The 24,812-nt window shown below is 65.6% G+C and carries 27 protein-coding genes and 1 tRNA gene; 17 read left to right on the top strand and 11 right to left on the bottom strand.

Features of this window, described 5'->3' with window-relative positions; all coding sequences use genetic code 11:
* Window positions 1–4 precede the first annotated feature (4 nt).
* A complete protein-coding gene (locus L7H23_RS03985; RefSeq protein ID WP_237839099.1) occupies window positions 5–1,516 on the bottom strand; it encodes a replicative DNA helicase in 1,512 nt (503 codons plus the stop codon).
* Window positions 1,517–1,647: 131 nt separating this feature from the next.
* On the opposite strand from L7H23_RS03985, the gene L7H23_RS03990 reads away from it, so the two are divergent.
* The 9 genes from L7H23_RS03990 to L7H23_RS04030 all read left to right on the top strand — a co-directional run bounded on the left by L7H23_RS03990 (window position 1,648) and on the right by L7H23_RS04030 (window position 8,971).
* Window positions 1,648–2,145 (top strand): UPF0262 family protein, encoded by a 498-nt coding sequence (locus L7H23_RS03990; protein WP_237838072.1) that lies wholly within the window; start codon window positions 1,648–1,650, stop codon window positions 2,143–2,145.
* Window positions 2,146–2,225: 80 nt separating this feature from the next.
* Window positions 2,226–2,897 carry a GH25 family lysozyme gene (locus L7H23_RS03995; protein WP_237838073.1) on the top strand — a complete coding sequence of 224 codons (672 nt, stop codon included), beginning with the start codon at window positions 2,226–2,228 and terminating at the stop codon, window positions 2,895–2,897.
* Entirely contained in the window at window positions 2,894–3,355 is a 462-nt protein-coding gene (locus L7H23_RS04000) for a cytidine deaminase (RefSeq protein WP_237838074.1), read from the top strand. The genes L7H23_RS03995 and L7H23_RS04000 overlap by 4 nt, the downstream gene beginning before the upstream one ends.
* Before the next feature lie 39 nt (window positions 3,356–3,394).
* Window positions 3,395–3,949 (top strand): dCTP deaminase, encoded by a 555-nt coding sequence (dcd, locus tag L7H23_RS04005; RefSeq protein WP_237838075.1) that lies wholly within the window; start codon window positions 3,395–3,397, stop codon window positions 3,947–3,949.
* 81 nt (window positions 3,950–4,030) lie between these two features.
* Complete coding sequence (locus L7H23_RS04010) at window positions 4,031–5,752, top strand: cellulase family glycosylhydrolase (RefSeq protein ID WP_237838076.1); 1,722 nt, start codon at window positions 4,031–4,033, stop codon at window positions 5,750–5,752.
* 53 nt (window positions 5,753–5,805) lie between these two features.
* Window positions 5,806–6,330 (top strand): hypothetical protein, encoded by a 525-nt coding sequence (locus tag L7H23_RS04015; protein WP_237838077.1) that lies wholly within the window; start codon window positions 5,806–5,808, stop codon window positions 6,328–6,330.
* 105 nt (window positions 6,331–6,435) lie between these two features.
* A complete protein-coding gene (locus L7H23_RS04020; RefSeq protein ID WP_237838078.1) occupies window positions 6,436–6,924 on the top strand; it encodes a DoxX family protein in 489 nt (162 codons plus the stop codon).
* Window positions 6,925–6,996: 72 nt separating this feature from the next.
* Window positions 6,997–8,163, top strand: coding sequence for a saccharopine dehydrogenase NADP-binding domain-containing protein (locus L7H23_RS04025; protein WP_237838079.1), 1,167 nt, complete (start codon window positions 6,997–6,999; stop codon window positions 8,161–8,163).
* A 7-nt stretch (window positions 8,164–8,170) separates the two neighbouring features.
* Window positions 8,171–8,971: a thioesterase family protein gene (locus L7H23_RS04030; protein WP_237838080.1), complete on the top strand. Its 801-nt coding sequence runs from the start codon at window positions 8,171–8,173 to the stop codon at window positions 8,969–8,971.
* Here L7H23_RS04030 and L7H23_RS04035 read toward each other — a convergent pair.
* From L7H23_RS04035 to L7H23_RS04045, 3 genes are all read right to left on the bottom strand, one after another.
* A complete protein-coding gene (locus tag L7H23_RS04035; protein ID WP_237838081.1) occupies window positions 8,962–10,308 on the bottom strand; it encodes an ATP-binding protein in 1,347 nt (448 codons plus the stop codon). The two genes, L7H23_RS04030 and L7H23_RS04035, sit on opposite strands and share 10 nt — an antisense overlap.
* Window positions 10,305–11,033 carry a response regulator gene (locus L7H23_RS04040; protein WP_237839101.1) on the bottom strand — a complete coding sequence of 243 codons (729 nt, stop codon included), beginning with the start codon at window positions 11,031–11,033 and terminating at the stop codon, window positions 10,305–10,307. Before L7H23_RS04040 ends, L7H23_RS04035 begins: the two co-directional genes overlap by 4 nt.
* Before the next feature lie 143 nt (window positions 11,034–11,176).
* Window positions 11,177–11,791 (bottom strand): hypothetical protein, encoded by a 615-nt coding sequence (locus L7H23_RS04045; protein ID WP_237838082.1) that lies wholly within the window; start codon window positions 11,789–11,791, stop codon window positions 11,177–11,179.
* 200 nt (window positions 11,792–11,991) lie between these two features.
* Between L7H23_RS04045 and L7H23_RS04050 the strand changes: the two genes are divergently transcribed.
* A complete protein-coding gene (locus L7H23_RS04050) occupies window positions 11,992–13,809 on the top strand; it encodes a DUF885 family protein (RefSeq protein ID WP_237838083.1) in 1,818 nt (605 codons plus the stop codon).
* Between the two features lie 167 nt (window positions 13,810–13,976).
* Here L7H23_RS04050 and L7H23_RS04055 read toward each other — a convergent pair whose 3' ends face one another.
* Entirely contained in the window at window positions 13,977–14,150 is a 174-nt protein-coding gene (locus L7H23_RS04055; protein ID WP_237838084.1) for a DUF1328 domain-containing protein, read from the bottom strand.
* A 223-nt stretch (window positions 14,151–14,373) separates the two neighbouring features.
* On the opposite strand from L7H23_RS04055, the gene L7H23_RS04060 reads away from it, so the two are divergent.
* Both L7H23_RS04060 and L7H23_RS04065 read left to right on the top strand, forming a co-directional pair.
* On the top strand, window positions 14,374–15,621 hold the full coding sequence (locus L7H23_RS04060) for a bifunctional alpha/beta hydrolase/OsmC family protein (RefSeq protein WP_237838085.1): 1,248 nt from the start codon (window positions 14,374–14,376) through the stop codon (window positions 15,619–15,621).
* 48 nt (window positions 15,622–15,669) lie between these two features.
* Window positions 15,670–15,743: transfer RNA gene (locus L7H23_RS04065), tRNA-Gly, on the top strand.
* 7 nt (window positions 15,744–15,750) lie between these two features.
* Here L7H23_RS04065 and L7H23_RS04070 read toward each other — a convergent pair.
* The gene (locus tag L7H23_RS04070) at window positions 15,751–15,909 is read right to left on the bottom strand and encodes a hypothetical protein (protein WP_237838086.1); all 159 of its coding nucleotides are present in this window, start codon (window positions 15,907–15,909) and stop codon (window positions 15,751–15,753) included.
* 206 nt (window positions 15,910–16,115) lie between these two features.
* On the opposite strand from L7H23_RS04070, the gene dinB reads away from it, so the two are divergent.
* Window positions 16,116–17,198 (top strand): DNA polymerase IV, encoded by a 1,083-nt coding sequence (gene dinB / locus L7H23_RS04075; RefSeq protein WP_275671222.1) that lies wholly within the window; start codon window positions 16,116–16,118, stop codon window positions 17,196–17,198.
* On the opposite strand, the gene L7H23_RS04080 is transcribed toward dinB, so the two are convergent.
* Window positions 17,191–17,649 (bottom strand): hypothetical protein, encoded by a 459-nt coding sequence (locus L7H23_RS04080; protein ID WP_237838087.1) that lies wholly within the window; start codon window positions 17,647–17,649, stop codon window positions 17,191–17,193. The genes dinB and L7H23_RS04080 overlap by 8 nt on opposite strands.
* 70 nt (window positions 17,650–17,719) lie before the next feature.
* On the bottom strand, window positions 17,720–19,312 hold the full coding sequence (locus L7H23_RS04085) for a peptide chain release factor 3 (RefSeq protein WP_237838088.1): 1,593 nt from the start codon (window positions 19,310–19,312) through the stop codon (window positions 17,720–17,722).
* A gap of 77 nt (window positions 19,313–19,389) precedes the next feature.
* Between L7H23_RS04085 and L7H23_RS04090 the strand changes: the two genes are divergently transcribed.
* On the top strand, window positions 19,390–20,019 hold the full coding sequence (locus L7H23_RS04090; protein ID WP_237838089.1) for a hypothetical protein: 630 nt from the start codon (window positions 19,390–19,392) through the stop codon (window positions 20,017–20,019).
* A 120-nt stretch (window positions 20,020–20,139) separates the two neighbouring features.
* A complete protein-coding gene (locus L7H23_RS04095) occupies window positions 20,140–20,946 on the top strand; it encodes an enoyl-CoA hydratase-related protein (RefSeq protein WP_237838090.1) in 807 nt (268 codons plus the stop codon).
* 78 nt (window positions 20,947–21,024) lie between these two features.
* On the opposite strand, the gene L7H23_RS04100 is transcribed toward L7H23_RS04095, so the two are convergent.
* Genes L7H23_RS04100 through L7H23_RS04110 form a run of 3 tightly spaced genes read right to left on the bottom strand, consistent with a single transcriptional unit; the run spans window position 21,025 to window position 22,920 of the window.
* Window positions 21,025–21,627 carry an HD domain-containing protein gene (locus L7H23_RS04100; RefSeq protein WP_237838091.1) on the bottom strand — a complete coding sequence of 201 codons (603 nt, stop codon included), beginning with the start codon at window positions 21,625–21,627 and terminating at the stop codon, window positions 21,025–21,027.
* Window positions 21,628–21,659: 32 nt separating this feature from the next.
* Window positions 21,660–22,376 (bottom strand): hypothetical protein, encoded by a 717-nt coding sequence (locus tag L7H23_RS04105; RefSeq protein WP_237838092.1) that lies wholly within the window; start codon window positions 22,374–22,376, stop codon window positions 21,660–21,662.
* Window positions 22,360–22,920 (bottom strand): hypothetical protein, encoded by a 561-nt coding sequence (locus L7H23_RS04110; protein ID WP_237838093.1) that lies wholly within the window; start codon window positions 22,918–22,920, stop codon window positions 22,360–22,362. Before L7H23_RS04110 ends, L7H23_RS04105 begins: the two co-directional genes overlap by 17 nt.
* A gap of 152 nt (window positions 22,921–23,072) precedes the next feature.
* On the opposite strand from L7H23_RS04110, the gene L7H23_RS04115 reads away from it, so the two are divergent.
* Window positions 23,073–23,519 (top strand): Rrf2 family transcriptional regulator, encoded by a 447-nt coding sequence (locus L7H23_RS04115; RefSeq protein ID WP_237838094.1) that lies wholly within the window; start codon window positions 23,073–23,075, stop codon window positions 23,517–23,519.
* A gap of 72 nt (window positions 23,520–23,591) precedes the next feature.
* Window positions 23,592–24,794, top strand: a complete 1,203-nt coding sequence (locus L7H23_RS04120; RefSeq protein WP_237838095.1) for a cation:proton antiporter — start codon at window positions 23,592–23,594, stop codon at window positions 24,792–24,794.
* Window positions 24,795–24,812: the final 18 nt, after the last annotated feature.

The raw sequence follows: 24,812 nt of genomic DNA on the forward strand, positions 1-24,812 counted from the left end.
TCGCCTATTCATAGTCGGCGTATGCCATGCTCTCGTCGGCAAGATCGCTGAACTTCGTTGTCTTCGCCTCGAAATGCATGCGGATCTTGCCCGTCGAGCCATGGCGGGATTTCGCGACGATCACTTCGGCGAGACCGAAGACGCGTTCCATCTCTGCTGCCCATTCCTCATGCTGGGCATGGATCTTCACGTCGTCGCCCTCGACCGGGCGCTTCGGTTCGCGCGCGGCGACATAATAATCCTCGCGGAACACGAAGAGCACCATGTCGGCGTCCTGCTCGATCGAGCCCGATTCACGAAGGTCGGAGAGCTGCGGACGCTTGTCCTCGCGGCTTTCGACCTGACGGCTGAGCTGCGAGAGCGCCATCACGGGAACATTAAGTTCCTTCGCCAAGGTCTTCAGGCCGCGTGAGATTTCGGAGATTTCCTGCACGCGATTGTCGCCGCTTTTCGACGAGCCCTGCAGCAGCTGCAGATAGTCGACGATGATGAAGCCGATGCCGTGGCGCCGCTGCAGACGGCGGGCGCGCGTGCGCAGGCTCGCGATCGTCAGGCCCGGCGTGTCGTCGATGAACAGCGGCAGCGTCTGCAGCGCCTGCGCAGCGCGCGAAAGCTGCTGGAACTGTTCCTTGCTGATCTTGCCCATGCGCAGCGCCTCGCCCGAGACCCCCGACTGCTCGGCGAGCACGCGCGTTGCGAGCTGGTCGGCGGACATTTCGAGGCTGAAGAAAGCCACCTTCGCGCCCATATTCTTCTCGGGCGGAATCCCGTCTTCCTCGTCGCGGCGGAAACGCTCGGCGGCGTTATAGGCGATGTTGGTCGCCAGCGAGGTCTTGCCCATGCCCGGACGGCCCGCGAGGATCATCAGGTCCGAATTGTGCATGCCGCCGATTTTGGCGTTCATGCTGCCGATGCCGGTGGTGATCCCCGACAGGTGGCCACCCGAGTTGAGCGCACGCTCGGCGGCCTGCAGCGCGGTGAGGCTCGCGGCGTTGAAGCTCTTGACCGATCCCATTTCGGCCTCTCCGCCCGCGACGCGGTAGAGCGCGGTTTCGGCCTCCTCGATCTGCGACTGCGGGTCGACGCTCTCGCTCGTGTCGAGCGCGCCATCGACGAGCCCGCGTCCGACGCCGACCAGCTCGCGGAGCAGCGCGAGGTCGAAAATCTGCCGCGCGAAATCGCGCGCGCCGATCAGACCCGCGCCGCTGCCGGTAAGCTGCGCCAGATAACCGACCCCGCCGACCGCCTTCATCGCCTCGTCGGCTTCGAAAAAGGGCTTCAGCGTTACCGGTGTCGCGATGCTGTTGCGTTCGATCAGCGCCATGGTCTGCTGGAAGATGCGTCCGTGAAGCGGCTCGAAGAAATGCGCGGCGTTGAGCTGCACCGGCAGATCCTCGACGACTCGGTTGTCGATCAGGATCGCGCCCAGAAAGGCGGCTTCGGCCTCGATATTGCGAGGTAATTGACGTTCTTCCCCGGTGGCGACCGGGGCCGGAAAGAGGGCGAGTTCGGGCATGACGACCTTCATGCGTCGGGCGCCGCGGCGGCGCAACCGGCGATGTCGACCGGCATATCATAACTGTGGAATGCTGTGAATAAGTCGCCCCCCTTGCCCTTCGCGGCGCGGCAAGTAGAAGCCGTACCAGCATGACCGACGCCGACCCTTCCAGACAGCGCATCATCTCGATCGACCTCGACGAAGGTTCGATCGTCTGGCGCAACCCCGACGTCGAGCAGGAACGCCGCGTCGCCATCTTCGACCTGCTCGAGGAAAACAGGTTCGTGCCGCAGCGCGGCCACCCCGACGGCTATGCCGGTCCCTACCGGCTGATGCTGCGTGTCGAGGAAGGCCGATTGATCTTCGAAATCAGTCGCGAGGACGGCTCGCCGCTGGAGGCGATCATCCTTGGCCTCGGCCGCTTCCGCCGCCCGATCCGCGACTATTTCGCGATCTGCGATTCCTACTATCAGGCGATCAAGACCTCGACCGCGCAGCAGATCGAAACCGTCGACATGGCACGCCGCGGTCTCCACAACGAGGCCGCCGAGATGCTGATGGACCGGCTCGACGGCAAGATCGCGGTCGATTTCGACACCGCGCGGCGGCTGTTCACGCTGATCTGCGTGCTCCACATCAAGGGCTGACGATGGCGACGGGGGCGACCGGGCGAGCGACCAGGGCGGTTCGCGACTGGCGGAGCGCAGCTACCCGCTTTGTGCGCCGGATGCTCGGCTGGCTCCTGCTTTTCATACTCCTCGCCGGCCTTGCGATGTGGTGGGCGGCACGCTGGACCCCGAAGCGCGAGATGTTCCCGATCCAGGGCGTCACGATCGGCGCCGCCAATGGCGAGGTCCATTGGGGGTCAATCAAGGCCGCGGGCGCCGATTTCGCCTATGTCGCCGCGACCGACGGCACCGACGGGCTCGACCCGATGTTCACGCGCAATCTCGCCGGCGCGCGCGAGGTCGGGGTACAGGTCGGCGCGATCCACCGCTACAGCCTGTGCCAGCTTGCGACCGATCAGGCCGCCAACTTCATCCGCCATGTCCCGCGCCGCGCCGACGCGCTGCCCGCCGTGGTCTGGCTCGACTATGACGACCGCTGCCCCGACCGCCCGACGCGTGCGCTGCTGCTCTCCGAACTCGCGACTTTTCTCGCGCAGATCGAGGCGCATACGGGCAAGCGCAGCCTGATCGCGCCGGGTCCGTCGTTCGAGGCGGACTACAAGGTGACGCAGGGGATCGCGCGCACGACCTGGCTGCGCCGCGACTTCTTCGAACCCGATTATGGCGCGCACCCATGGGCAATGTGGCAGGCGAACGACTATATCCGCCTCAGCGGCGCGAAGGGCACGGTCGGCTGGAACGTGCTGCGCCCGCAAGGAGACATGCAATGAGCGACACCCGCCCGGATACCCGCGACGCCCTGATCGCCGCCGCGCGCGATGCGGCGAGCCGCGCCTATGCGCCCTATTCGGGTTTTCATGTCGGTGCCGCGCTCCTGCTCAAGAACGGCGATGTCGTCACCGGCGCCAATGTCGAGAATGCCAGCTATGGGCTGACGCTTTGCGCCGAAACCACCGCGGTCGCCAAGATCGCCAACGAAGGCTGGATCGGCGAACTCGCGGAGGTCGCGATCATCGGCGGGCGCCCCGACGGCGACGATTTGATCGGCAGCGACCCGGTCAATCCGTGCGGCCGCTGCCGCCAGATCCTCAACGAAGCCGCCGAGCGATCGAAGACCGACGTCCTCGTCCACTGCGCCTCGGGCGACGGCACCGCGGTGAAGAGCTACAGGCTCAGCGAGCTGCTGCCCGCGGCCTTCGGGCCCAAGGACCTCGGCCTGATCGACTGACCGCTTGCGCAAGACCCGCAGGACCGACAAGACAGCGGCATGAGCATTCTTTCCGACAAATGGATTCGCGAAGCCGCCCAAACGCAGGGCATGATCGAGCCGTTCGTGGAGGCGCAGCGCCGCGACGGCTGCATCAGCTACGGCCTGTCCTCCTACGGTTATGACGCGCGCGTCGCTCCCGAGTTCAAGATCTTCACCAACGTCGACAGCACGATCGTCGACCCCAAGGCGTTCGATCCCAAGAATTTCGTCGACCGCGAAACCGATGTCTGCATCATCCCGCCAAACAGCTTCGCGCTTGCGCGGACGGTCGAATATTTCCGCATCCCGCGCGACGTGCTCGTGATCTGTCTTGGTAAGTCGACCTATGCACGCTGCGGCATTATCGTGAACGTCACCCCGCTTGAGCCCGGCTGGGAAGGCCATGTGACGCTCGAATTCTCGAACACCACGCCCCTGCCCGCGAAAATCTATGCCAACGAAGGCGCGTGCCAGTTCCTGTTCCTGCAGGGCAACGAGCCGTGCGAGACCAGCTACGCCGACCGTGCGGGCAAATATATGGGCCAGAAGGGCGTCACCCTCCCCAAGCTCTAGATACCGCGACATACGGCAACGCGCTTGCCCTCGCCGCGAAAATTGATAACGTTCCCAAAAATCGAAACCGGGGATGAGGTCATGAAATTCGCTTCGCTTGCACTGGCTGCCGCAGCTCTGCTTTCTTCCGCCCCCGCGCATGCCGAAGGCTGGCTGACGGTCGACGGCACGCAGATCGTCGACGACAGCGGCAAGCCCGTCATCCTGCGCGGCATGGGGCTCGGCGGCTGGATGCTGCAGGAGGGCTATATGCTGAAGCTCGGCGAGGTCGGGCAGCAGCACAAGATCCGTGCGAAGCTCGTCGAACTGGTCGGCGAGGAACGCACCGCCGAATTCTACCGCGCCTGGCTCGACAATCACACGACCAAGGCCGACATCGACCAGATGGCGAAATGGGGCTTCAACTCGGTCCGCCTGCCGATCCACTTCGACCAGCTCACCCTGCCCGCCGACAGGGAACCGAAACCGGGTCAGGATACCTGGCTGGAAGACGGCTTCCGGCGCATCGACAAATTGCTCGAATGGAGCAAGGCGAACCATATCTACCTGATCCTCGACCTCCACGCCGCCCCCGGAGGTCAGGGCAACGACCTCGCGATCTCGGATCGCGACCCCGCCAAACCCTCTTTGTGGGAGAGCGCAGAGAACCAGCGCAAGACCGTCGCGCTCTGGAAGAAACTCGCCGCGCGTTACAAGGACGAGCCGTGGATCGGCGCCTATGACATGATCAACGAGCCCAACTGGAGCTTCGCGACGCCCGGCAAGGGCAACGGCTGCGACGAGACCGAAAGCAAAGGCGTGTGGGATCTCCAGCAGCACATCACCAAAGCGATTCGCGAGGTCGACACCAGGCATATCGTCATCATCGAGGGCAATTGCTGGGGCAATAATTACAAGGGCCTGCCGCCCGCGTGGGACGCCAATATGGCGATCAGTTTCCACAAATACTGGAATCGCAACGATGCGGCGAGCATCGCTGATATTGTGAAGATGCGGACCAGCTACGACCGCCCGATCTGGCTCGGCGAGTCGGGCGAGAACAGCAATGTCTGGTACCGCGACGCGATCGCGCTGGTCGAGGGCGAAGGGATCGGCTGGAATTTCTGGCCGCTGAAGAAGATCGGCTTTAACCAGCCGCTCGAAATCGATCCCGGCCCCGGCTGGGCGAAGATCGTCGACTGGGCGACCGGCAAGGGTCCGAAGCCCGATGCCGACACCGCCTATGCCGCGATGATGATCCTCGCGCGCAACAGCCGCTTCGACCGCAATATTTCCAAACCCGATGTGATCGACGCAATGTTCCGCCAGCCGCACGACGCCAGCTACCGCCCCTTCGTCCAGCGGACGCTCGACAAGACGCCGCTGACCGTCCGTGCCGTCGACTACGACCTCGGCCCCGCCGGCGTCGCCTATCAGGACAGCGTCGACGCCAATTATCATGTCGCGACCGGCGGCGAGCGGACGCCGTGGAACAACGGCACCACATATCGCAACGACGGCGTCGATATTGTGCGCGCCGCCGACGGCAGCCCCCATGTTAGCGATTTCGTGACCGGCGAATTCATGCGCTACAGCGCCGATGTCGCGCGGCCCGGCCGCTGGACCGTCACCGCGCGCGTCCGTTCGGCAAAGGGCGGTCGCATCGGGATCGACGAACGCGGCGTCACCGTCACCGTGGCTCCCGGCTGGCAGGACATCCGCCTCGCCGAGATCGAACTGCCCGCCGGCCCCGGCACCGCGACGCTCCGCGCGCTCGATTGCAGCGATTGCGAGGTCGAAAGCCTGACCTTCGTGCCGAAGTAGAATCGCATCTCGACCTTAAGTTCTCCTTATCCTGTTGCCGCTACATCACCGGCATGCGGCTGATGCTCATTGCCCTTTCCCTCGCACTCGCCGGCTGCGCGTCACCCGCCGAGAATGCCTGCGCCTTGATTGGCCAAGAGGCCGTCCAGCGGGTGATGGGCGCCAAGGCGACACGAATGGAACTCGACAAGGGCCGAAATGCCGACTGGGTCAGCGGCTCGGCCTGCCTCATGGACTTCACCGACGGAACCTTCGTCCGGCTTACGGTCGAAGAATATTCGGACCTCGACCGAAAGGCGGAATTTCGGGATGAAGCCTGGCTTAGAAACCGGGCTTCCCAAGATATGCGAATGAGCGAAGAGCTTGGTTTTCCGGTATATTACAGTCCAGGGTCCGAACGGCTTGAAGCGGACATTAACGACCATCAGACGGTTTTCATCCGGATGGAACAGCGCGGCGCGCCCGCTTCTGTCACAACCGCCGTCGAGGGCGGCATGCTGGTCTCCCGTTTCGATCGCCCCGAGACAAAAGGGGCGCGGGACAAAGCGCGCGAACTGGTCAAGCTGGTCAAATTCTGACGGGCGGGCCGCGCGGGCTCCTTTCGCGCCGCACGGCTGGAACCCTTCCCCCTCCCCGCGCGTCCTGTTCGCATAGGCGGACGGGGCACGCAGTGGAGGATGCCCATGTCCATGATCGCCGTCTTCATCGGCCGCCTGTTCATCGCGGTTATTTTCATCGTCTCGGGGATCAACAAGCTGATCCACGTGACCGACACCCATGCGATGATCGGTGCTGCGGGTCTGCCCGGCTGGCTCGCCGTGCCGACCGGCCTGTTCGAGCTGATCGCCGGCGTCTGCATCGCGCTCGGCATCTATGCGCGGCTTTTCTCGATCCTGCTCGCGGGTTTCGTGCTGCTGACGATCCTCTTTTTCCACCGCGACTTCACCGACCCGATGCAGGCGATGATGGCGATGAAGAATCTGGCGATCGCGGGCGGCCTCCTCTGCCTCTTCGGCTATGGCAACACGCGCTGGAGCTATGACGCGCTGCGCCGCAAGCGCCGCGACGAGATCACCGCGCACGAGGCCGAACTGCGCGCCGCACGCGCCGAGGGCCGCGCAGAATCCGTCGACGCACCGGTCGTCGCCCGTCGCCCGTGGTGGCGCCGCTGACGCTTCGCGCTTGGCATCGCGGCCACTCTGCGCTAGCCTCTACTTAACGTTTACGTAAAGGGAGGGTTTGCCATGGCGTCCCGCGATCTCGACATCGTCGTTTACGGCGCGACCGGCTTCACCGGCCGTCTCGTCGCCGAATATCTCGCGCACCACTACAAGGACCGCAAGGACTCGCCGAAATGGGCGATGGCGGGGCGCAGCCTCGAAAAGCTCGCCGAAGTCCGCGACCTGATCGGCGCCGACGAGGAAACCCCGCTGATCGTCGCTGACGCGAGCGATCCCGCCAGCCTCGACGCGATGGCGGCGGGCACGAAGGTCGTGCTGACCACGGTCGGCCCGTACCAACTCTACGGCAACGAACTGGTCGCCGCCTGCGTCCGCGCCGGCACCGCCTATGCCGATCTCTGCGGCGAGCCCGGCTGGATGCGCGAGATGATCGACAAACATGAGGCCGCGGCGAAGGCTTCGGGCGCGCGCATCACCTTCAGCTGCGGGTTCGATTCGATCCCCTTCGACCTCGGCGTCCATTTCCTGCAGGCCGAGGCAATCAAGCGCCACGGCAAGCCCGCGCCGCGGGTCAAGGGTCGCGTCCGCAAGATGGCGGGTGCCGCCTCAGGCGGCACGATCGCAAGCCTGACCGAAACGCTGAAGGCCATCGCCAAAAAGCCGTCGCTCGCGCTGCTCCTCAAATCCTCCTTCGCGCTGACCCCGAGCTTCGAAGGCCCGTCGCAGCCGACCGGCCTCGTTCCGGAATATGACAGCGCGACCGGGACCTGGACCGCGCCGTTCGTGATGGCGCCGATCAACACCAAAAACGTCCATCGCACCAACTTCCTGCTCGGCCATCCGTGGGGCGAGGACCTCGTCTATGACGAGATGGTGATGACGACGATCGGTGACGCCGGAAAGGCAATGGCCGAAGCGATGGCGAAAGCGAACCCGTTCGACCCCAACATCAAGCCCGGCGAAGGCCCGAGCAAGGAAGAGCGCGACAACGGCTTCTACGACGTCCTCTTCATCGGCGAATATCCGGACGGGACCACCGTGCGCGCGAGCGTCCAGGGCGACCGCGATCCGGGTTATGGTTCGACGTCGAAGATGCTTGCCGAAACCGGCATCGCGCTGCTCGAAAACAAGGGCGCGGGCGGCGTTTGGACGCCGGGCGCGCTGCTCGGCGATGCGCTGGTCGAGCGGCTTACCGCCAACGCCGGCCTGACGTTCCAGATCGAGGAATAGGCTTCCCATGACGACCTCTCCCGGCGCGCTCGACGCGCTTCTCTCCACCGTGCGCGTCGACGGCGATGTCGCGACCGCACATATCGACGACGGCTGGATGCAGGGCCGTACCGCTTATGGCGGGATCAGCTCTGCGGTTGCGCTCGCAGGCACGATGGCGCTCCACCCCACCGAGACGCCGCTGCGCTATGCGCAGATCAGCTTCGTCGGCCCCGTCGGCGGCGATTGCACCGTGAACACGCGCGTGCTGCGCCAGTCGAAGTCGAGCCTGTTCATCGACGCCGGCGTGTCGAGCGATCAGGGCTTCGGCACGGCTGCGGTCTTTGCCTTCTCGGGCGACCGCAAGAGCCACCTCGATCACAACCGGCTGGCGATGCCCGACGCGCCCGCCCCCGAAACGCTCGAGCCGGTCCCCGAACACAAGGCGCGCCCGACCTTTGTCCGCCATTTCGACATGCGCCCGACAACCGGTCCGCGGTTCGCCTGGAAAAGCGACGTGGGCGAATATCTGACCTGGGTGCGCTTCGTCGAGGAACCCGCGTGTCATCCCGCCATCGCGCTGCTCGCGATGGGCGACGCCCTGCCGCCCGCCGCCATGGCACTGTTCAGCGAATTCGGTCCGATCAGTTCGATGAACTGGACGGTCAACATGCTCACCGGCGACCCGAAAACCGATGACGGCTGGTGGCTGCTGTCGGCCAAGACCGGTTTCGCGCGTCACGGTGTGTCGGTGCAGGACATGATGCTGTGGAACCGCGCCGGCGAACCGGTGCTGAGCGGCAGTCAGGCGATCGCGATCTACGCCTGAACGGGCAGTTCGATCACCGCGTCGAGCCCGCCGCCGGCGCGATTGGCGAGCGTCAACGCCCCGCCCTCGCCCTCGGCGATTTCGCGCGCAATCGACAGGCCCAGGCCCGCGCCGCCGGTCGCACGGTTGCGTGACTGCTCGCCGCGGGCAAAGGGTTCGACCAGCGCCCTGATCTGCTCGTCGGTAAGCCCCGGGCCGTCGTCCGATACGACGATCCGGGTCCGGCCGGCGGCAGCGGTCACGGAGAGCCGCGCCCGCACACCATAGGCAAGCGCATTGTCGGTCAGGTTGCGCAGTGCACGTTTGAGCAGCATCGGGCGGACCAGCACATGGACATCGGCGATGCCTTCTACAGCGACATCCTTGCCGCGCTCGCCATAATCGGCCGCCAGCTCGCCGATCAGCTCGCGGAGAGGAACGCGCTCCTGCGCCTCGGTTCCCGAACCCGACCGCGCCAGCGCCAGTATGTCGGCAAGCATCGCGGTCATCTCGTCGATCGACGCGACCATCTTTTCGCGCAGCCTGTCGTCGTCAACGCCTTCGACGCGGACACGCAAGCTCGCGAGCGGCGTGCGCAGATCGTGACCGACCGCTCCCAGCATCCGGTCCTTGTCCGACAGCATCGCCGCGATCCGGGCGCGATAGGCGTTGAAGGCGGCGATCAGGTCGCGAACGTCGGACGGCCCCTCTTCCTCAAGGGGAATCGCATCGCGCGATGCAGGATTGGTCCGCGCGGCGCGGGTCAGATCACGAAGCGGACGTGCCGCCCGGTACGCAATCACCATGATCGGGATCAGCAACAACAGGTAGAGCGTCAGCGTTTGCCAGATCAGGAAGCCCGACAGGCGGTTTCCGCCCGCGGCGATGCGCGAGCGCACCGCAAAATAGCGCCCGTCGACCTTGGCGACCACGATCACCGCTCGGTCGGGAAACGCCGCACGCTGCAGCCGCTGGCGGGAACGCGGCGGCAACGCCCACGCGTCGATCGTCTCGGCATGAATATTCGTGTCGCTCAGCAGTCCGCTGACATAGTTCGACAGCTCGGGAAGCCGTACGGCGCCCGCCGGAAGCTTCGGCGGCGTTTCGGAGATGACCAACTTCTGCGCGCGCTCACGCGCTTCCTCGTCGCTCGGCGGACGGCGGAACTCGCCCCGCCTGTCGCGTTCGATCGCGTCGATCACCCGCGCGACCGCCATGCCGCCGCCATGGGCGAGCGTCTGTTGCTTCACCCCGCGCGACAGCAACACGAAATTGATCGCCTGCGCGAGAAACAGCATCACCGCGACCGCGAAAACGAGCTGACCGACGAGACTGCGAGGCCAAAGACGGAGTTTCACGTCACCGGCCCCATGCGCCTGACTTCGCAGGCAAGCGTATATCCACCGCCCCACACGGTTTTGACGATCTGCGGGTGCGCGGCGTCGACCTCGATCTTCTTGCGGAGGCGGCTGACCAGATTGTCGATCGCGCGGTCGAAGATGTCGGCCTCGCGCCCGCGGACTAGGTCAAGCAGCCGGTCGCGGCTCATCACCTGCCGCGGGTGGCGCACCAGCGCGTGGAGCAGATGATATTCGCCCGACGACAGCGCGACCTCCTCGCCCGCCTCGTCAACGAGCACGCGCTCGACTTCGCGCAGCACCCATGGCCCGAAGGCATAGCTCGTTCCGTTGTTGTCGAGCGCCCGGCCGTTCGTCTGCGTCCGGCGAAGGACGGTGCGGATGCGCGCAACGAGTTCGCGCGGGTTGAAGGGTTTGACGACATAGTCGTCGGCCCCGATCTCAAGCCCGATGATCCGTTCGGTGTCCTCGGCGCGCGCGGTCAGCAGGATGACGGGAATGTTGCTCGTTTCGCGCAGGTGGCGGGTCAGCGACAACCCGTCCTCGCCCGGCATCATGATGTCGCTGACGACCAGATCGACCGACTGCGCACGCAGCACCGATCGTGCCTCGGCAGCGCTGGCGGCATCGGTCACGGCGAAGCCCTGCGCCTCCAGATATTCGGAGAGCGGCTCGCGGATCGAGGGTTCGTCGTCGATCAGCAAAATGCGCGGCGTATCGGTCATCATCTATCCGTCTGGCACAATAGTTCGCCCACCGATCCCGGGGGACCGGTGGGCGATAGCTGGCAGGGACCGGCCGCAAAGGCAATGCCGGGAGGGGGAGGATGGCTGCGCTTCGCAGGCGCCGGCCCCCGCCAGATGGGTCGTCAGCTCGTCGGGGCAGCCGGTGCGGCGCCGCGCTTCGCACGCCATTCGCCGGCTTTCGCCTTCCAGGCTTCGCGCTGTGCGGCACGTTCTTCGGCGGTTACCTGACCATCCTTGTTCGCGTCAGCCGCATCGAAGCGGGCGAGCGCGGCGGTCTGGAACTCGGCCTTGCTGATCGCCTTGTCGCCGTCGGTGTCGGCCTTGCCCATCATCATGCCATGGTGGCCGCCGCGCTTGCCGTGATGGCCGCGCATGCCGCGATGACCTTCACCGGCGTCGGCACGCTTTTCGCCGCGTTCGGCGCGCTTCGCCGCGCGATCGGCGGCCGCCTGATCCCATTCGGCCTTGCTGATGCTGCCGTCCTTGTTCGCGTCGAAACGCTCGAATGCCTTGGCGTGCATCTCGGCGCGCTTGGCGGCACGGTCGCTCGCGTCGAGCTTGCCGTCGCCATTGGCGTCCATCTTCGCGAATTTTTCGGCAGCGTGCGTCTGCGCTTCCGCGCGGGTCAGCGTGCCGTTGCCGTCGGCGTCGCCGCGCGGACCGGCACCCGGCGCAGCCAGAACGGGCGCGGCGATCAGCGCGGCACCCAGGGTCAAAAATGCGATCTTCTTTTTCACGTCACGAACTCCTGTCGCAGGGACATGATGTGTGTCCCGATGAGGCCGTTCTAGGCACGATTTGTCCCAGCCCGTTGCCGGATGAGCGAAAATTTGTCGCAAATTGTCGCGGAAACGCCGCGCCGTTCATCGCGGCGCAAGCGCCGGTTGCGGCTGCCCGGAGCGCCCCCTAGGCTCCTCTCAAACGAGAGGAGAATCATATGACGGGTTTCGCGGTCGATCGTCGGACGTTGCTGGCGGGTGCAGGCAGTCTGGCACTGGCAGGAACGATCCGACCGGCTTTCGCGGCCGAAAGCGGCGACGCGAAACTCGACGCCCTGTTGTCGAGCCAGTTCGAAGCGGGGCTCCGCGACGACCCCACCCGCGCGACCGGCCTCGGCATCGACACGGGCGCCCGCGCCGCCTTGCGCTCGCAATTTCCGGACTGGTCGGCGGCTGCACGCGAAAAGCGCAGCAAACAGATCGATGTCGACCTTGCCGCGGTACGCGCGATTGATCCGAAGACGCTCGGCGACAGCGCGCGCGTCGCACATGACAGCGCCGAATTCGACCTCGTCGCACGCCAGCGGCTCGCGCGCTTCGCCTATCACAGCGGCGGCTTCGGCCACCGCCCCGGCCCCTATGGCGTGACCCAGCTCGGCGGCTTCTATACGGGCGTCAGCACCTTCCTCGACAGCCAGCATCCGGTCGAGAGCAAGGCTGATGCCGACGCCTATATGGCGCGGCTCGATGCGATCCCGACACTGTTCGACGATGACACCGAAATCGTGAAGGCGAACGCCGCGGCCGGCGTCGTCGCGCCGCGCTTCATCCTCGATCAGGCGCTCCAGCAGCTCGCACGCCTCCGCGACGGCGATGTCGCGACGAAGACGCTCGTCGCCTCGATCTCCAGGCGTAGCGCGAAACTCGGCCTGACGGGATATGACACCCGCGCCGCCGCCGCCTTCGAAGGTCCGATCCGCGCTGCGCTGACGCGCCAGATCGACGTCCTCACAGACTTGCTGCCGCGTTCGGGCGATGCCGCGGGCGTGTCGCGCCTGCCCGATGGCGAGGCCTATTATGCCGCAACGCTGGCGCAGCACACGACGACGAACCTCGGCGCTGCCGAAATCCACCGTATCGGCCGCGAGCAGGTCGCCGATCTCAACGCCCGCATGGACGCGCTGCTGAAGGCGCAGGGTTACAAGGACGGCAGCATCCGCGAACGCCTCGAAGCGCTCGGCAAGGCCGAGGGCCAGCTGTTCGCCAATGACGACACGGGCCGCGCCGAAATGCTGGCCTATCTCAACGGCCGCCTCACCGCGATCCGCGCGCGGTTGCCGCAAGTGTTCAGCCGGATGCCGAAGGCACCCTACGAGATCCGCCGCGTTCCGCCCGAGATCGAGATCGGCGCGCCCGGCGGATCGGCGCAGGCGGGAACCCCCGACGGCTCACGCCCCGGCATCTTCTTCATCAACCTGCGAGATACCGCCGAATGGCCGCGCTATACCCTCTCTACGCTGGCCTATCATGAGGGCGCGCCGGGACATTTGTTCGAAGGCGCCCTGAAGTTCGAGGATGCCGAACTGCCGCTCTATCGGCAGGCGGCATCGGTGACCGCTTATGGCGAAGGCTGGGGTCTCTACGCCGAACAGGTTGCCGACGAGCTCGGCATGTACGACGACGATCCGCTCGGCAAGATCGGCTATCTCGCGTCCTACGCCTTCCGCGCGTCGCGCCTCGTCGTCGATACCGGCCTCCACGCAATGGGCTGGAGCCGGCAGCAGGCGATCGACTATATGGTCGAAAACTCCTCGAACTCGGCAAGCGCGTCGCGCACCGAGATCGACCGCTACATCGTCTATCCGGGGCAGGCCTGCGCCTACAAGGTCGGCCAGATCGCGATCAGCCGCGCGCGCGACGCCGTGTCGAAGCGCAAAAGCTATGACATCAAGCGCTTTCACGATGTGGTGCTGGGCGCGGGACGTATCCCGCTGGCGGTCCTCGAACGGCGCGTCCTCGCCGCATTCCCCGCCTGAAACGAGTAAGCCCCGTCGCATTTCTGCGGCGGGGCTCCCTAGCTTCCGTCCGAAGACAGGAAGCAAATTCTACCGTTTCTTTCGATCGAGTAGGTATGTGAAACGCCGGTGTGACTGGATGGTTCCCGCATCGTTGCAGAAAAATTCCGGCGCGCGTTTTTCTGGCTTCAAGTGACCTTCTTCGCCACGGTGGCGCCGAGGATGACGAAAAGCGCGACCAGCGCCAGACCGACGAAGAACAGGATTTTCGCGATGCCGCCCGCAGCCCCGGCGATGCCGCCGAAACCGAGCAGCGCCGCGACCAGCGCGATCACGGCAAAGATCAAAGCCCATTTGAACATCTGAAGTCTCCTTCCGGGCGGACGTGCGAAGCCGTCTTCCGGACGACATGCCATGTCCTTCCGGAAGCCGGACGACCCGTCGTCGCGCCGCTTTTTCCTGCATGATGAATGCGCTGGTACAACGGCGGCGGCGCGCGAAAGTTCCTGTTGGACAATCGGCGCCCGAAGCGTGACCATCGGCGCGCCGTCGCCGGAGTCGACGCGTCAGCGAGGGGAAAGCGCCATGGTCACGCGTCCGTTTCATTTTTCGGGATCGACGGGCAAACAGCTTTCGGGGCGGATGGAACTGCCCGGCGGGCGCGTCCGCGGCTGGGCGATCTTCGCGCATTGCTTCACCTGCGGCAAGGACAACCGCGCCGCGGTCCGCATCGCGCGTCTGCTCGCGCGGCAGGGCATCGGCGTGTTGCGCTTCGACTTCGCGGGGCTGGGCGACAGCGAGGGCGATTTTGCCGACAGCCGCTTCTCCTATGATGTGCAGGATCTGCAGGCAGCCGCGGCGGCGCTCGCCGCGGAGGACAAGGCCCCGTCGCTGCTGATCGGACACAGCCTCGGCGGAGCGGCGGCAATCGCGGCCGCGAGCGATCTCCCCTCGATCCGCGCGGTCGCGACCGTCAACGCCCCCTTCGATGTCGCGCACACACTGCACCAGTTCGATCCCGCCGCGCTCGCCGCGATCGATGCCGAGGGCGCCGCCGACGTGCTGCTTGCCGGGCGCCCCTTCCGCGTCGGCAAGGGGCTGATCGACGACCTCCGCCAGCAAGACCAGGGCGCACGCCTCGCCGCTCTGCATCGCCCGCTGCTCGTGATGCACGCGCCGCTCGACGACACCGTCGGGATCGAGAATGCGACGAAGATCTATGTCGCCGCGCGCCATCCCAAGAGCTTCGTGTCTCTCGACGATGCTGATCATCTGCTCAGCCGCCCGCAGGATATCGAGCGCGTCGGCACGATGATCGCCGCCTGGGCCGCACCCTATCTCACCAGACCCGCCGATCCGCCGCCGCCGCCGTTCGATGCCGAGGCGGAGGAGACCGGCGATGGCAAATTCCAGGTCGCGATCACCGCCGGCGGCCACGTCTTCCTCGCCGACGAACCCGAGAGCGTCGGCGGCATGGGGTCGGGGCCCAGCCCGTTCGACCTGCTCTCCTCGGCGCTCGCGGCCTGTACGACGATGACGCTGCGCCTCTATGCCGAGAACAAGAAATGGCCGGTGAAGCGCATCCGGACCGCTGTCGGGCATGAGAAGGATGTAAGCGACCCGCAACCCGACCTGTTCAACGTGCGGGTTTCGGTCGAGGGCGACCTCGACGCCGAACAGCGCGCGCGGATCATGGAGATCGCCGAGCGCTGCCCCGTGCACCGCACGCTCGAACGCGGCGCGCGCTTCACCATGCTGGAGGGCGACCCGCCCGCCCCGTGCGAACCTCCCGAGGCGCATATGGAGGCGATGGACCGCGCGACCGAAGCCTAATGCTTGACGGCGCGCAGCCAAACTGGCAATCGCCGCCGCCTTGGATATGCGGGTATAGCATAGTGGTAATGCTCTAGCCTTCCAAGCTAGCTAGGCGGGTTCGATTCCCGCTACCCGCTCCACCCCCGCCTATATCTCCGGATCGCTGTGGTGCCCGCGCTGCCAACGGCGGTGGTATTTTTTCCGTTCCTCGCGCGAACGGCGGGTGATGCGGACGATTGCGATCACGATCATGGCGAGTACCGCGAGTATCAACGCGCAGGCCGCGACGGTCCTTGGTTCCATCATGGAAACTCCATGGAACGACCCCCGCCGCCGAGCGGTATAGCAGCTTCCATTTCGCATGGCGATGGCGGCCCGCCGATCCGGCCCGATTATCGCCCGCCCGGCCCGACAATCTGCCGGACATTGAGAACATTCGGGCAACATGCTAAGCCCCTCCCGTGGAAGACGGCGAGAATCCTGTCCCGGACACCGATGCGGCGGCGCCCTCTGTGCGCAAGATCATCCACGTCGACATGGATGCCTTTTACGCGTCGGTCGAACAGCGCGACGATCCTGCGCTGCGCGGGAAGCCGGTCGCGGTCGGCGGATCGTCGCGGCGTGGTGTCGTCGCTGCGGCGAGTTACGAGGCCCGCAAGTTCGGCGTCCGCTCGGCGATGCCCAGCATTACCGCGAAGCGCCAGTGCCCCGACCTGATCTTCGTACCGCCGCGCTTCGAGGTCTATCGCGACATCTCGCATCAGATCCGTGCAATCTTCCGCGACTATGCCGACGAGGTCGAACCGCTGTCACTGGACGAAGCCTATCTCGACGTCAGCCGCGACAAGGCGGGCCTCGGGAGCGCGACCGCAGCCGCGAAGCTGATCCGTCGTCGTATCCGCGAGGAGACGGGGCTCACCGCCTCGGCAGGCGTCTCGTACAACAAGTTCATCGCCAAGCTCGCGTCGGACCAGAACAAACCCGATGGGCTGACCATCGTCCGCCCCGGCGAGGGCGCCGCTTTCGTCCAGACGCTCTCGATCCGGCGTTTCCACGGCATCGGCCCGGTGACGGCGGCCAAGATGGAGGGACTCGGGGTCTTTTCGGGCGCCGATCTTGTGGACAAGGATATGGCATGGCTGGCGGAGCATTTCGGGAACAGCGCCGAATGGCTCCACAATCTTGCGCAGGGGATCGACCACCGCCGCGTCAAGTCGAACCGGCCGCTGAAGTCGCTCGGCGGCGAGCGCACCTTCTTCAACGACCTGATCACCGACACCGAAATCCGCGAAGCGCTGGCGCATGTCTGCACGGTCGTCTGGGACCGCGCCGCGAAGAAAGGCGCGCGCGGACGAACGGTGACGCTGAAGCTGCGCTATGCCGATTTCCAGACGATCACCCGCGCGAAGTCGGTCCCCTTCCCTATCCTCGACGGGGCCAGCCTGCTCGCTGCGGGTGAAGCGATCCTGGCCCCGCTGCTACCGACCGGACAGGGCATCCGCCTGCTCGGCATCACATTGAGCAAGTTCGAGGGCGAAGACGATGAAAACGAGGGCGTCGTCGCGGCGCCCGCCGATCTGCTCAGCCTTATTTGACGGCGAGCGCCGGCGCGAGGCGCTTCAGGGCCGCCTGCATCCTTGGCGACAGCGATTTGAGATCGCAAACGACGATCGCATCATCCATCACCTGAACACCCTCAGGTCCGGGTGCGCCGGTGCGCAGGACCGCCTTGCCCGCCGCGACCGCCTTCAGATGGAAATAGCCCATACCCTGATAGTCGCCGAGTTGCATGTTGGTGAAGCCGCCGGGAACCGGATTCGTGCGCCCTATCTTCTCCATCTCGGCGACCGGACCCATGCTGGCATTCGGACCGTAAAAATAGACCGCGCCCCAGCGCGCACCATCATAGGCATAGCCATTGGTCGCGGTCGCGCATTTGCCGGTCGCGGCAATCCAGAAGCCCTTGGCGATCGGCATGTTGATCGTCTGCGCCGCTGCCGGCACACTGCCTGCGATCACCGCGAGCGCCAAAATCCATCCGCGCATCGATACCCCCACCCTGGTCGACGATGACGTCACGGTGGCGGACTTGGCCGCGGCGATCAACCCCGGCTGCTCAGGAGGCGTCGGCGAAGACGCGCTCTTTCGTCGCGGTAAAGCGGATCGCGGGGTGGCGCTGGGTCACATAGCCGACTTCCCACGCGTCCTTCGCCATGAACACCGGCGCGCCGTCGCGGTCGGTGGCGCTGGCGCCGCGATGATCCGCCTGAAACGCCTTCAGCGCCGCGGCATCGTCGCTCGCGATCCAGCGCGCGGTGTCCCAGGGCGAAGCTTCGAGCTTCGCCTCTACCTTATATTCGGCCTCGAGCCGGCTGATCAGCACTTCGAGCTGTAGCTGGCCGACGACGCCCACGATCATGTTCGACCCGATCTCGGGATAGAAGACCTGGATGATCCCCTCCTCGGCCATATCGTCGAGCGCCTTGCGGAGCTGCTTCGTCTTGGTCGGATCGACCAGCGCGACGCGGCGCAGGATTTCGGGGGCGAAGTTCGGCAAGCCGGTGATCGTGATATCGGTGCGCTCGGACAGCGTATCGCCGACGCGCAAGGTGCCATGGTTCGGAATGCCGATGATATCGCCGGGCCAGGCTTCCTCAGCCATTTCGCGGTCCTGCGCGAGGAACAGCATCGGGCGGCTGATCGCGATCGCCTTTCCGGTCCCGCCCTGCATCAGCCGCATCCCGCGCTCGAACTTGCCCGAGCAGAGGCGCATGAAGGCGATGCGGTCGCGGTGCGCGGGGTTCATGTTCGCCTGCACCTTGAAGACGAAGCCGGTCACCGCCTCGTCGTCGGGCTGTACCGGCGCGGGCTCGGCGGGCTGCGGCTGCGGTCCCGGCGCATGATTGGCCAGCGCCGAGAGGAGATCGACGACGCCGAATTCCTTGAGCGCCGACCCGAAATAGACCGGGGTCAGGTCGCCGTTGCGGTAGGCGGCGGCATCGAAGGGTGCATAGCAGGCCGACGCCAGCTCGGTCTCTTCCTTGAGGTGCGCGAGCGCGTCGGCGCTGAGCTGTGCCGCGAGCGCGCCATCGTCGAGTCCCGACACGCTGAAACGGTCGCCTTCATACATGCGCGATGCATCGCCGCCGGGCTTCATGATCGCGGGGTCGACCAGATCGTAAATCCCCTCGAACTGGCCGCCCATGCCCGCGGGCCAGTTCATCGGGCAGACGTCGAGCGCCAGCCGGTCGGCGACCTCGTCGAGCAGCTCGAACGGCGGCAACCCTTCGCGGTCGACCTTGTTGACGAAGGTGATGATCGGGACCGAGCGCAGGCGGCACACCTCGAACAACTTCAACGTCTGCGGTTCGATGCCCTTTGCGGCGTCGATCACCATCACCGCGCTGTCGACCGCGGTGAGCGTGCGATAGGTGTCCTCGCTGAAATCCTCGTGGCCCGGCGTGTCGAGCAGGTTGAAGACGAGCCCGTCATGCTCGAAGGTCATCACCGACGAGGTCACCGAGATCCCGCGCTGCTGCTCGATCTTCATCCAGTCGGAGCGCGCGCGCCGCGCCGCCCCGCGTGCCTTGACCTCGCCCGCCATATGGATCGCCCCGCCCGCGACGAGTAGCTTTTCGGTCAGCGTCGTCTTGCCCGCGTCGGGGTGCGAGATGATGGCAAAGGTACGGCGGTCGGGATGCTTGGACATGGCGCGGGCGCCTAGCAGGTGAGGCGCGATGTGGAAAGGGGCTGGCGCCCGCCGCGCGCCGGACGCATGATCCGCCGATGCGATATCTTTTCCTTGCCCTTGCATTGATCGCGGCGCCCGCAGCCGCACAGGACTCGCCGTTCGTCGGCGAATATAGTCTCGTCGAGGGGCCCGACGTCGGCGGCGGCCTTCTCATCCGCAACGATGGTCGCTTTCAGTATATGCTCGCGGCCGGTGCACTCGACGAGCGTGCCGAGGGACGCTGGGAAGCACGCGACGACGCCATCTGCCTGACCACCGAGCCCAAACCCGTACCGCCCGCGTTTGAAAAGGGTACGCCCATCGAGGTCGAGGGTGCCATCCCTACACTGCTCGTCACCTGGCCGAACGGCGAAGCCATTCCCGGGGTCGATTTCGTGATCGGCTTCGACAGCGGCGAGCCGGCAGAGGGCTATACGCAGTACGACGGCTGGACGATGCCCGAGGACGACAAGCGCGTGCCGAGGTGGGTCGAAATCCGCGAACCGATCTATGGCATCACGGCGCCGCGCTATGACCTCGCCGCGGCCGACGGCGGCAAGCTGCGCGTCAACCTGATCCCGAACGATATCGGCGTGGTCGACATGGACGGCGCGTGCCTGGAACAGACGGATAACGGCGCGGTCCTGCACCGCAAGGACGGCGACCTGCGCTTCCGCAAATACTGATCGGCGACGATGCAAAATCGCTATCGAAAGCATCAGCCCTAAGCTCTTGCACTCGTCACCCAAATCGGTCACAACTTTACGTGAACGTAAAGGTAAACTTGCGCGAGAGGATTCTTCCCCATGGCCGACACCCCCGACTTCGACACGATCAAGCTCGACATCGCCGACAATGTCGCGACGATTACGCTGAACCGTCCGGACCGCCTCAACTCGATGCCGCCCGCGATGGCCGACGATATCCGCGCGGCGCTCGACTATCTGCCGGGCCTTGGTGCCCGCGCGCTTCTGATCACCGGGGAAGGCCGTGGCTTTTGTTCGGGCGCCGATCTCGCCGGCGACCGGTCGTCGGGTGGCGCCGTCGGTGGCGGCGCGCGGAGCCGCAATGCGCTGCGCGGTCATTACAACCCGATGCTGCTCGCGCTCGCCAATCTCGACATCCCCGTCGTCGTCGCGGTCAATGGCCCCGCGGCCGGCGTCGGCTGCAGCTTCGCGCTGTCGGGCGACTTCACGATCGCAGGCAAGAGCGCCTATTTCCTCCAGGCCTTCGTCAACATCGGCCTCGTCCCCGATGGCGGCTCGTCGTGGCTGCTGCCGCGCCTGGTCGGCGTGCCGCGCGCATTGCAGATGATGATGCTGGGCGAGAAGATTTCCGCCGATCAGGCCGCCGACTGGGGCATGATCTACAAGAGTGTCGACGATGCCGACCTGATGGCCGAGGCGAAAGGGCTCGCGACGCGGCTCGCGAACGGCCCGACCATCGCGCTCGGCACGATGCGCAAGGTGCTGCGCGACGGGCTGTCGCAGAGCTTCTCGGACACGCTCGACGCCGAAGCCAAGGGCCAGTTTATCGCCGGCGGCACCGCCGACGCAGTCGAAGGCATCATGGCCTTCCAGCAGAAGCGCAAGACCGAATTCAAGGGCAAATAGGCCCCGAAATGCAAACCCCGGCGCGAGGCCGGGGTTCAAAATGCGACAGTGGAAAGCCCCGGCCTTGCGCCGGGGTTTCTATTCCGCCGCTTCCTCGACCATCACCTTCTTGTAGATGCTCTGGCGCGGATAGGAGCAGAGCCGTTCGACCATCGGCTCGAAAAATTCGAGCGGCAGCGTGTCGTAGTCGGGATCGAACGCCGGCGCGTCATATTTCTCGCAGAATTCGGCGCAGGCGGCCGCGTAAGGGCTGTCGGCGAACTGGTCGCGCATGTCGCGGTCGAGGCCGATATAGTGGAAGAAATAATGGCCCTGGAAAATGCCGTGGTGCTGGACGATCCACAGATTTTCCTCGGACAGGAAGGGTTTCAGGATCGCCGCCGCGACGTCGGGATGGTTGAACGCGCCCAGCGTATCGCCGATGTCATGGAGCAGCGCCATCACGACATATTCCTCGTCGCGCCCGTCGCGGTGCGCGCGCGTCGCGGTCTGCAGACAATGCTCGAGCCGGTCGACCGGAAAACCGCCATAATCGCCGCCGAGCAGCTTCAGATGGTCGAGGATGCGCTTGCCGTTGTTCGGGGCAAACTCCTTCTGCTCGCGCGCAATGATATCCCAGTCTTGCTGCGTTCCGTCGATCATCGAGCGAAACGTCGCATGCTCGTGTGTCATGTCGTTCATGGCAGCCTCTCCTTATTGGCTGCCAGCCTATCCTATTCGTTGTTATTTGCAACGTTATAGGTCTTGACCTCTGCCTGCGTCAGACAACGCCGCGTCGACTTGTCCTCGGCGTTCGCCAGCGCCTTCTGCTGGTACATCACCTCGGTCAGCAGCTTGCGCGACACGCCCATGCGGATCAGGAAGTCATTGTCCTCGCTCGCGAGCAGCGCGGCATCCTGTTCGATGTCGCCGATCAGTTCCTTGGTCGCGTCGGTACCCATCGCGACGCTCATGTCGATCGCGCTGCGGTCGCCCGTTCGCGTGAACATATGGACGATGAACAGGCCGCCCGGATCGATGACGCGCGGCTGCCCGCCCATGAAAATGAAATTGCACGCGCTGAAGCACGCCCAGCCCGCAGGAATGCGCGTCGTCAGGCCGAAGTTCGACCGGATGATCCGCCCTGCGGCATTGCCCGCGCGCGCGTCGCCCCCCGGCGAGCGCAGCCACACCTCGGCGACGTCGGGATTGGCCTCGAGCGCTTTCTTGAGCCGGTCGGGCGCGCCGGAATCGATACGTCCCTCGGCGAGTAGCACCTTGGCGCTACCTTTCTTCACCGGCGTGAACTGCATCGTCGTGTTCGCCGACCAGTCGGGATTCAGCGGACAGGTCGGGTTCGCGGGGTCCATCTGGACCTTCGCTGCCCCGGTCAGGCAGGCGAGCGCCGCGCCCGCAAGGGCGAGACGGACGGCTTTACGCGGCAAGGGCATAGCGCGACTGCCCCGGTCCGCGGCACATCTTCTTCGACACGCGCGTTTCTTCGCCCTCGACGATGACGATGTCGGTGACATTCATGCAGCTTGTGCCGTCGGCGAGCTGGTTCTTCGACGCAACGGTCGACGAGCCACTGACATTCTCGCGCGTTTCGCTGGTCCAGTTCGCGGTCGAGCCGATCTCGCCCTCGCGGGTGATTTCCTCGGTCGCGGCCGCCGCCTGCACCTGCTCCGCGGGGTCGAGCTTGCATGCGATGGCGTTGGTCAGCGTCCCGCTCACCTCGGCGATCGGCACATAGCTATAGACGCCGGCCTTGCTCGCCGCGCTGCCGATCGCGCTATCGAGCACACCGCCGATAATCGCGCGTCCGGAACTGCTGCCCTTCTTGCCCTTGGGACAGCCGCCATTGTCGTCTTCGCTGGGCTTGGGCGCCGGGGTCGTCACCTTGCGCAGGATGCTGCCGAACTGCGCCTGCGCCGGCGATACCGCCAGCATGCACGCCGCAAGGACCGCCGGGGCACATAAAATTCTGTGCGTCATCGAAATCCACCCTCATCACGCCCGGATTGCGGGCAATCGCACGACCCCTGTAGCCGAGGTTCATGCCACTCGCTGTGATTTTCATCAACAGCACAAGATTATCTCAGCCGGACAGGTTGAATTAAGGCTGAATATGTAACAAACCGCCTGTCATGCTGTCGCAAAAGACCCGCTATACGATCCGTGCCTTCCAGCACCTTGCCGACCATTGGGGCAAGGGGCAGGTCCAGCTCGCGGATATTGCGGATGCGCAGAATATCCCGCCGAAATTCCTGACCGTGATCCTGTCCGAAATGGCGCGCGAGGGCCTGCTCATTTCGCAGCGCGGCCGCGACGGCGGCTATCAGCTTGCGCTGCCCCCGATCGACATCAGCTATGGCGACCTCGTCCGCCTGACGCGCGGCTCGCTCGCGCTGGTGCCGTGTGCTGCACGCAATGCGCACGAGCAGTGCAAGAATTGCCTGCCCGAGGCCGAGTGCCGGATGCGCAGCCTGATGCTGAAGGTCCGCGACGATACCGCGGCGATCCTCGATCGCATAAGCCTCGCCGATCCGATCCAGATGGAACCGCTCTTCGACAAGGACGAAGCCGCCGAATAGCTGCCGGCCCGCTCCGAGAGAACGTTCACAAAATCGCTTGTCGAAGGCACCTGCCGGGGATAACCAGACCCCATGGGGTTCCTCGTCGATCTCGTCTGCTTCCTCGTCGTGCCGCTGCTTTGCTGGCGGCTCGTCCGGGGCGCGGTCCCGATGGCGGTGCTCCCGATCCTCGCCGGCCTGTCCGTCGCGATTGCAGCCGACCGGTTCGGTTTCGACAAGGCGATGCTCGGCCCCTCGCCGCTTGGCGAAGCGATCGGCTGGTGCGGCGTGCTCGCGCTGGCGTTCAGCGCGGGGCTCGAGACGCGCACAGCTTCGGCGCACCTGCCGCGCCTTGGCGGGCAAGCCGCCGCCTCCGCGCTGGTCGCGCTCGCCCTTCCCTTCGCTGTCGGGTTCCTGATCGCGCTCTCCGGTGCGCTCGACCTCGTACTTGCGCGGCCAGAGGGGGTCTCGCCGTTGCTCTCGGCGGGCGCGATCGGGCTTTGCCTCGCAGTGAGCGCGCTCCCCGTACTGGTCGGGATCGTGCGCGAGCTTCCGGCAAGGGACCGTCCGCTTGGCAACCTGTCGCTGCGCATCGCGGCGCTCGACGATGCGATCCTCTGGGCCGGCCTTGCCCTGCTGCTCTTCATCCACAATGGCGACAGCGGCGGCTTTGCAACCGGCGGCTGGACGATCCTTGCCGCATGCGGCGCGCTGGCATTGATGCCAACGCTGCGCGGCCGGATCGACCGCCTGCTCCCCGGGCATATTGCCCCGTCCGTTCTGATCGGCCTCGCCTATCTCGCCGCGGGAAGCTGGGCGACCTCGGCGCTCGGACTGCACGAACTGCTCGGCGCCTATTTCGCCGGAGCGATGGTGCCGGCGCGCCTTGCCGACAGGCTGATGCCCGAACGGCTGGGAAAGATCGCGCTCTTCGGGCTGTCGCCGCTTTTCTTCGCGCATCGCGGACTCAGTATCGACGGCGCGGTGCTGACCCCGGTCGCGATCGGCGCCGCCTTCACCCTGCTGTTGCTCGCAGGCGCGGCGAAGCTTGCCGCCGTGCATCTCGTCCCGCCGTCGCCCGGCATGGCTGCGCGCGAGCGCACGCGGCTCGGTCTGCTCCTGCAATGCAAGGGATTGATGGAAATCGTCGCCGCCACGATCCTCGTGCAGGCGGGCCTGATCACTCCGACGGTCTTTGCGGTGCTCGTGACGCTCGCGCTCGTTTCGACGACACTGACCGTTCCGCTGTTCCGCCACGCGTCGCGGATCGCCCGGGGACATCGCGTCCCCGCTTGATCGCGCAAAGAAAAAGGC

It is taken from the genome of Sphingopyxis sp. BSN-002, assembly GCF_022024275.1.
Classification (GTDB): Bacteria; Pseudomonadota; Alphaproteobacteria; order Sphingomonadales; family Sphingomonadaceae; genus Sphingopyxis.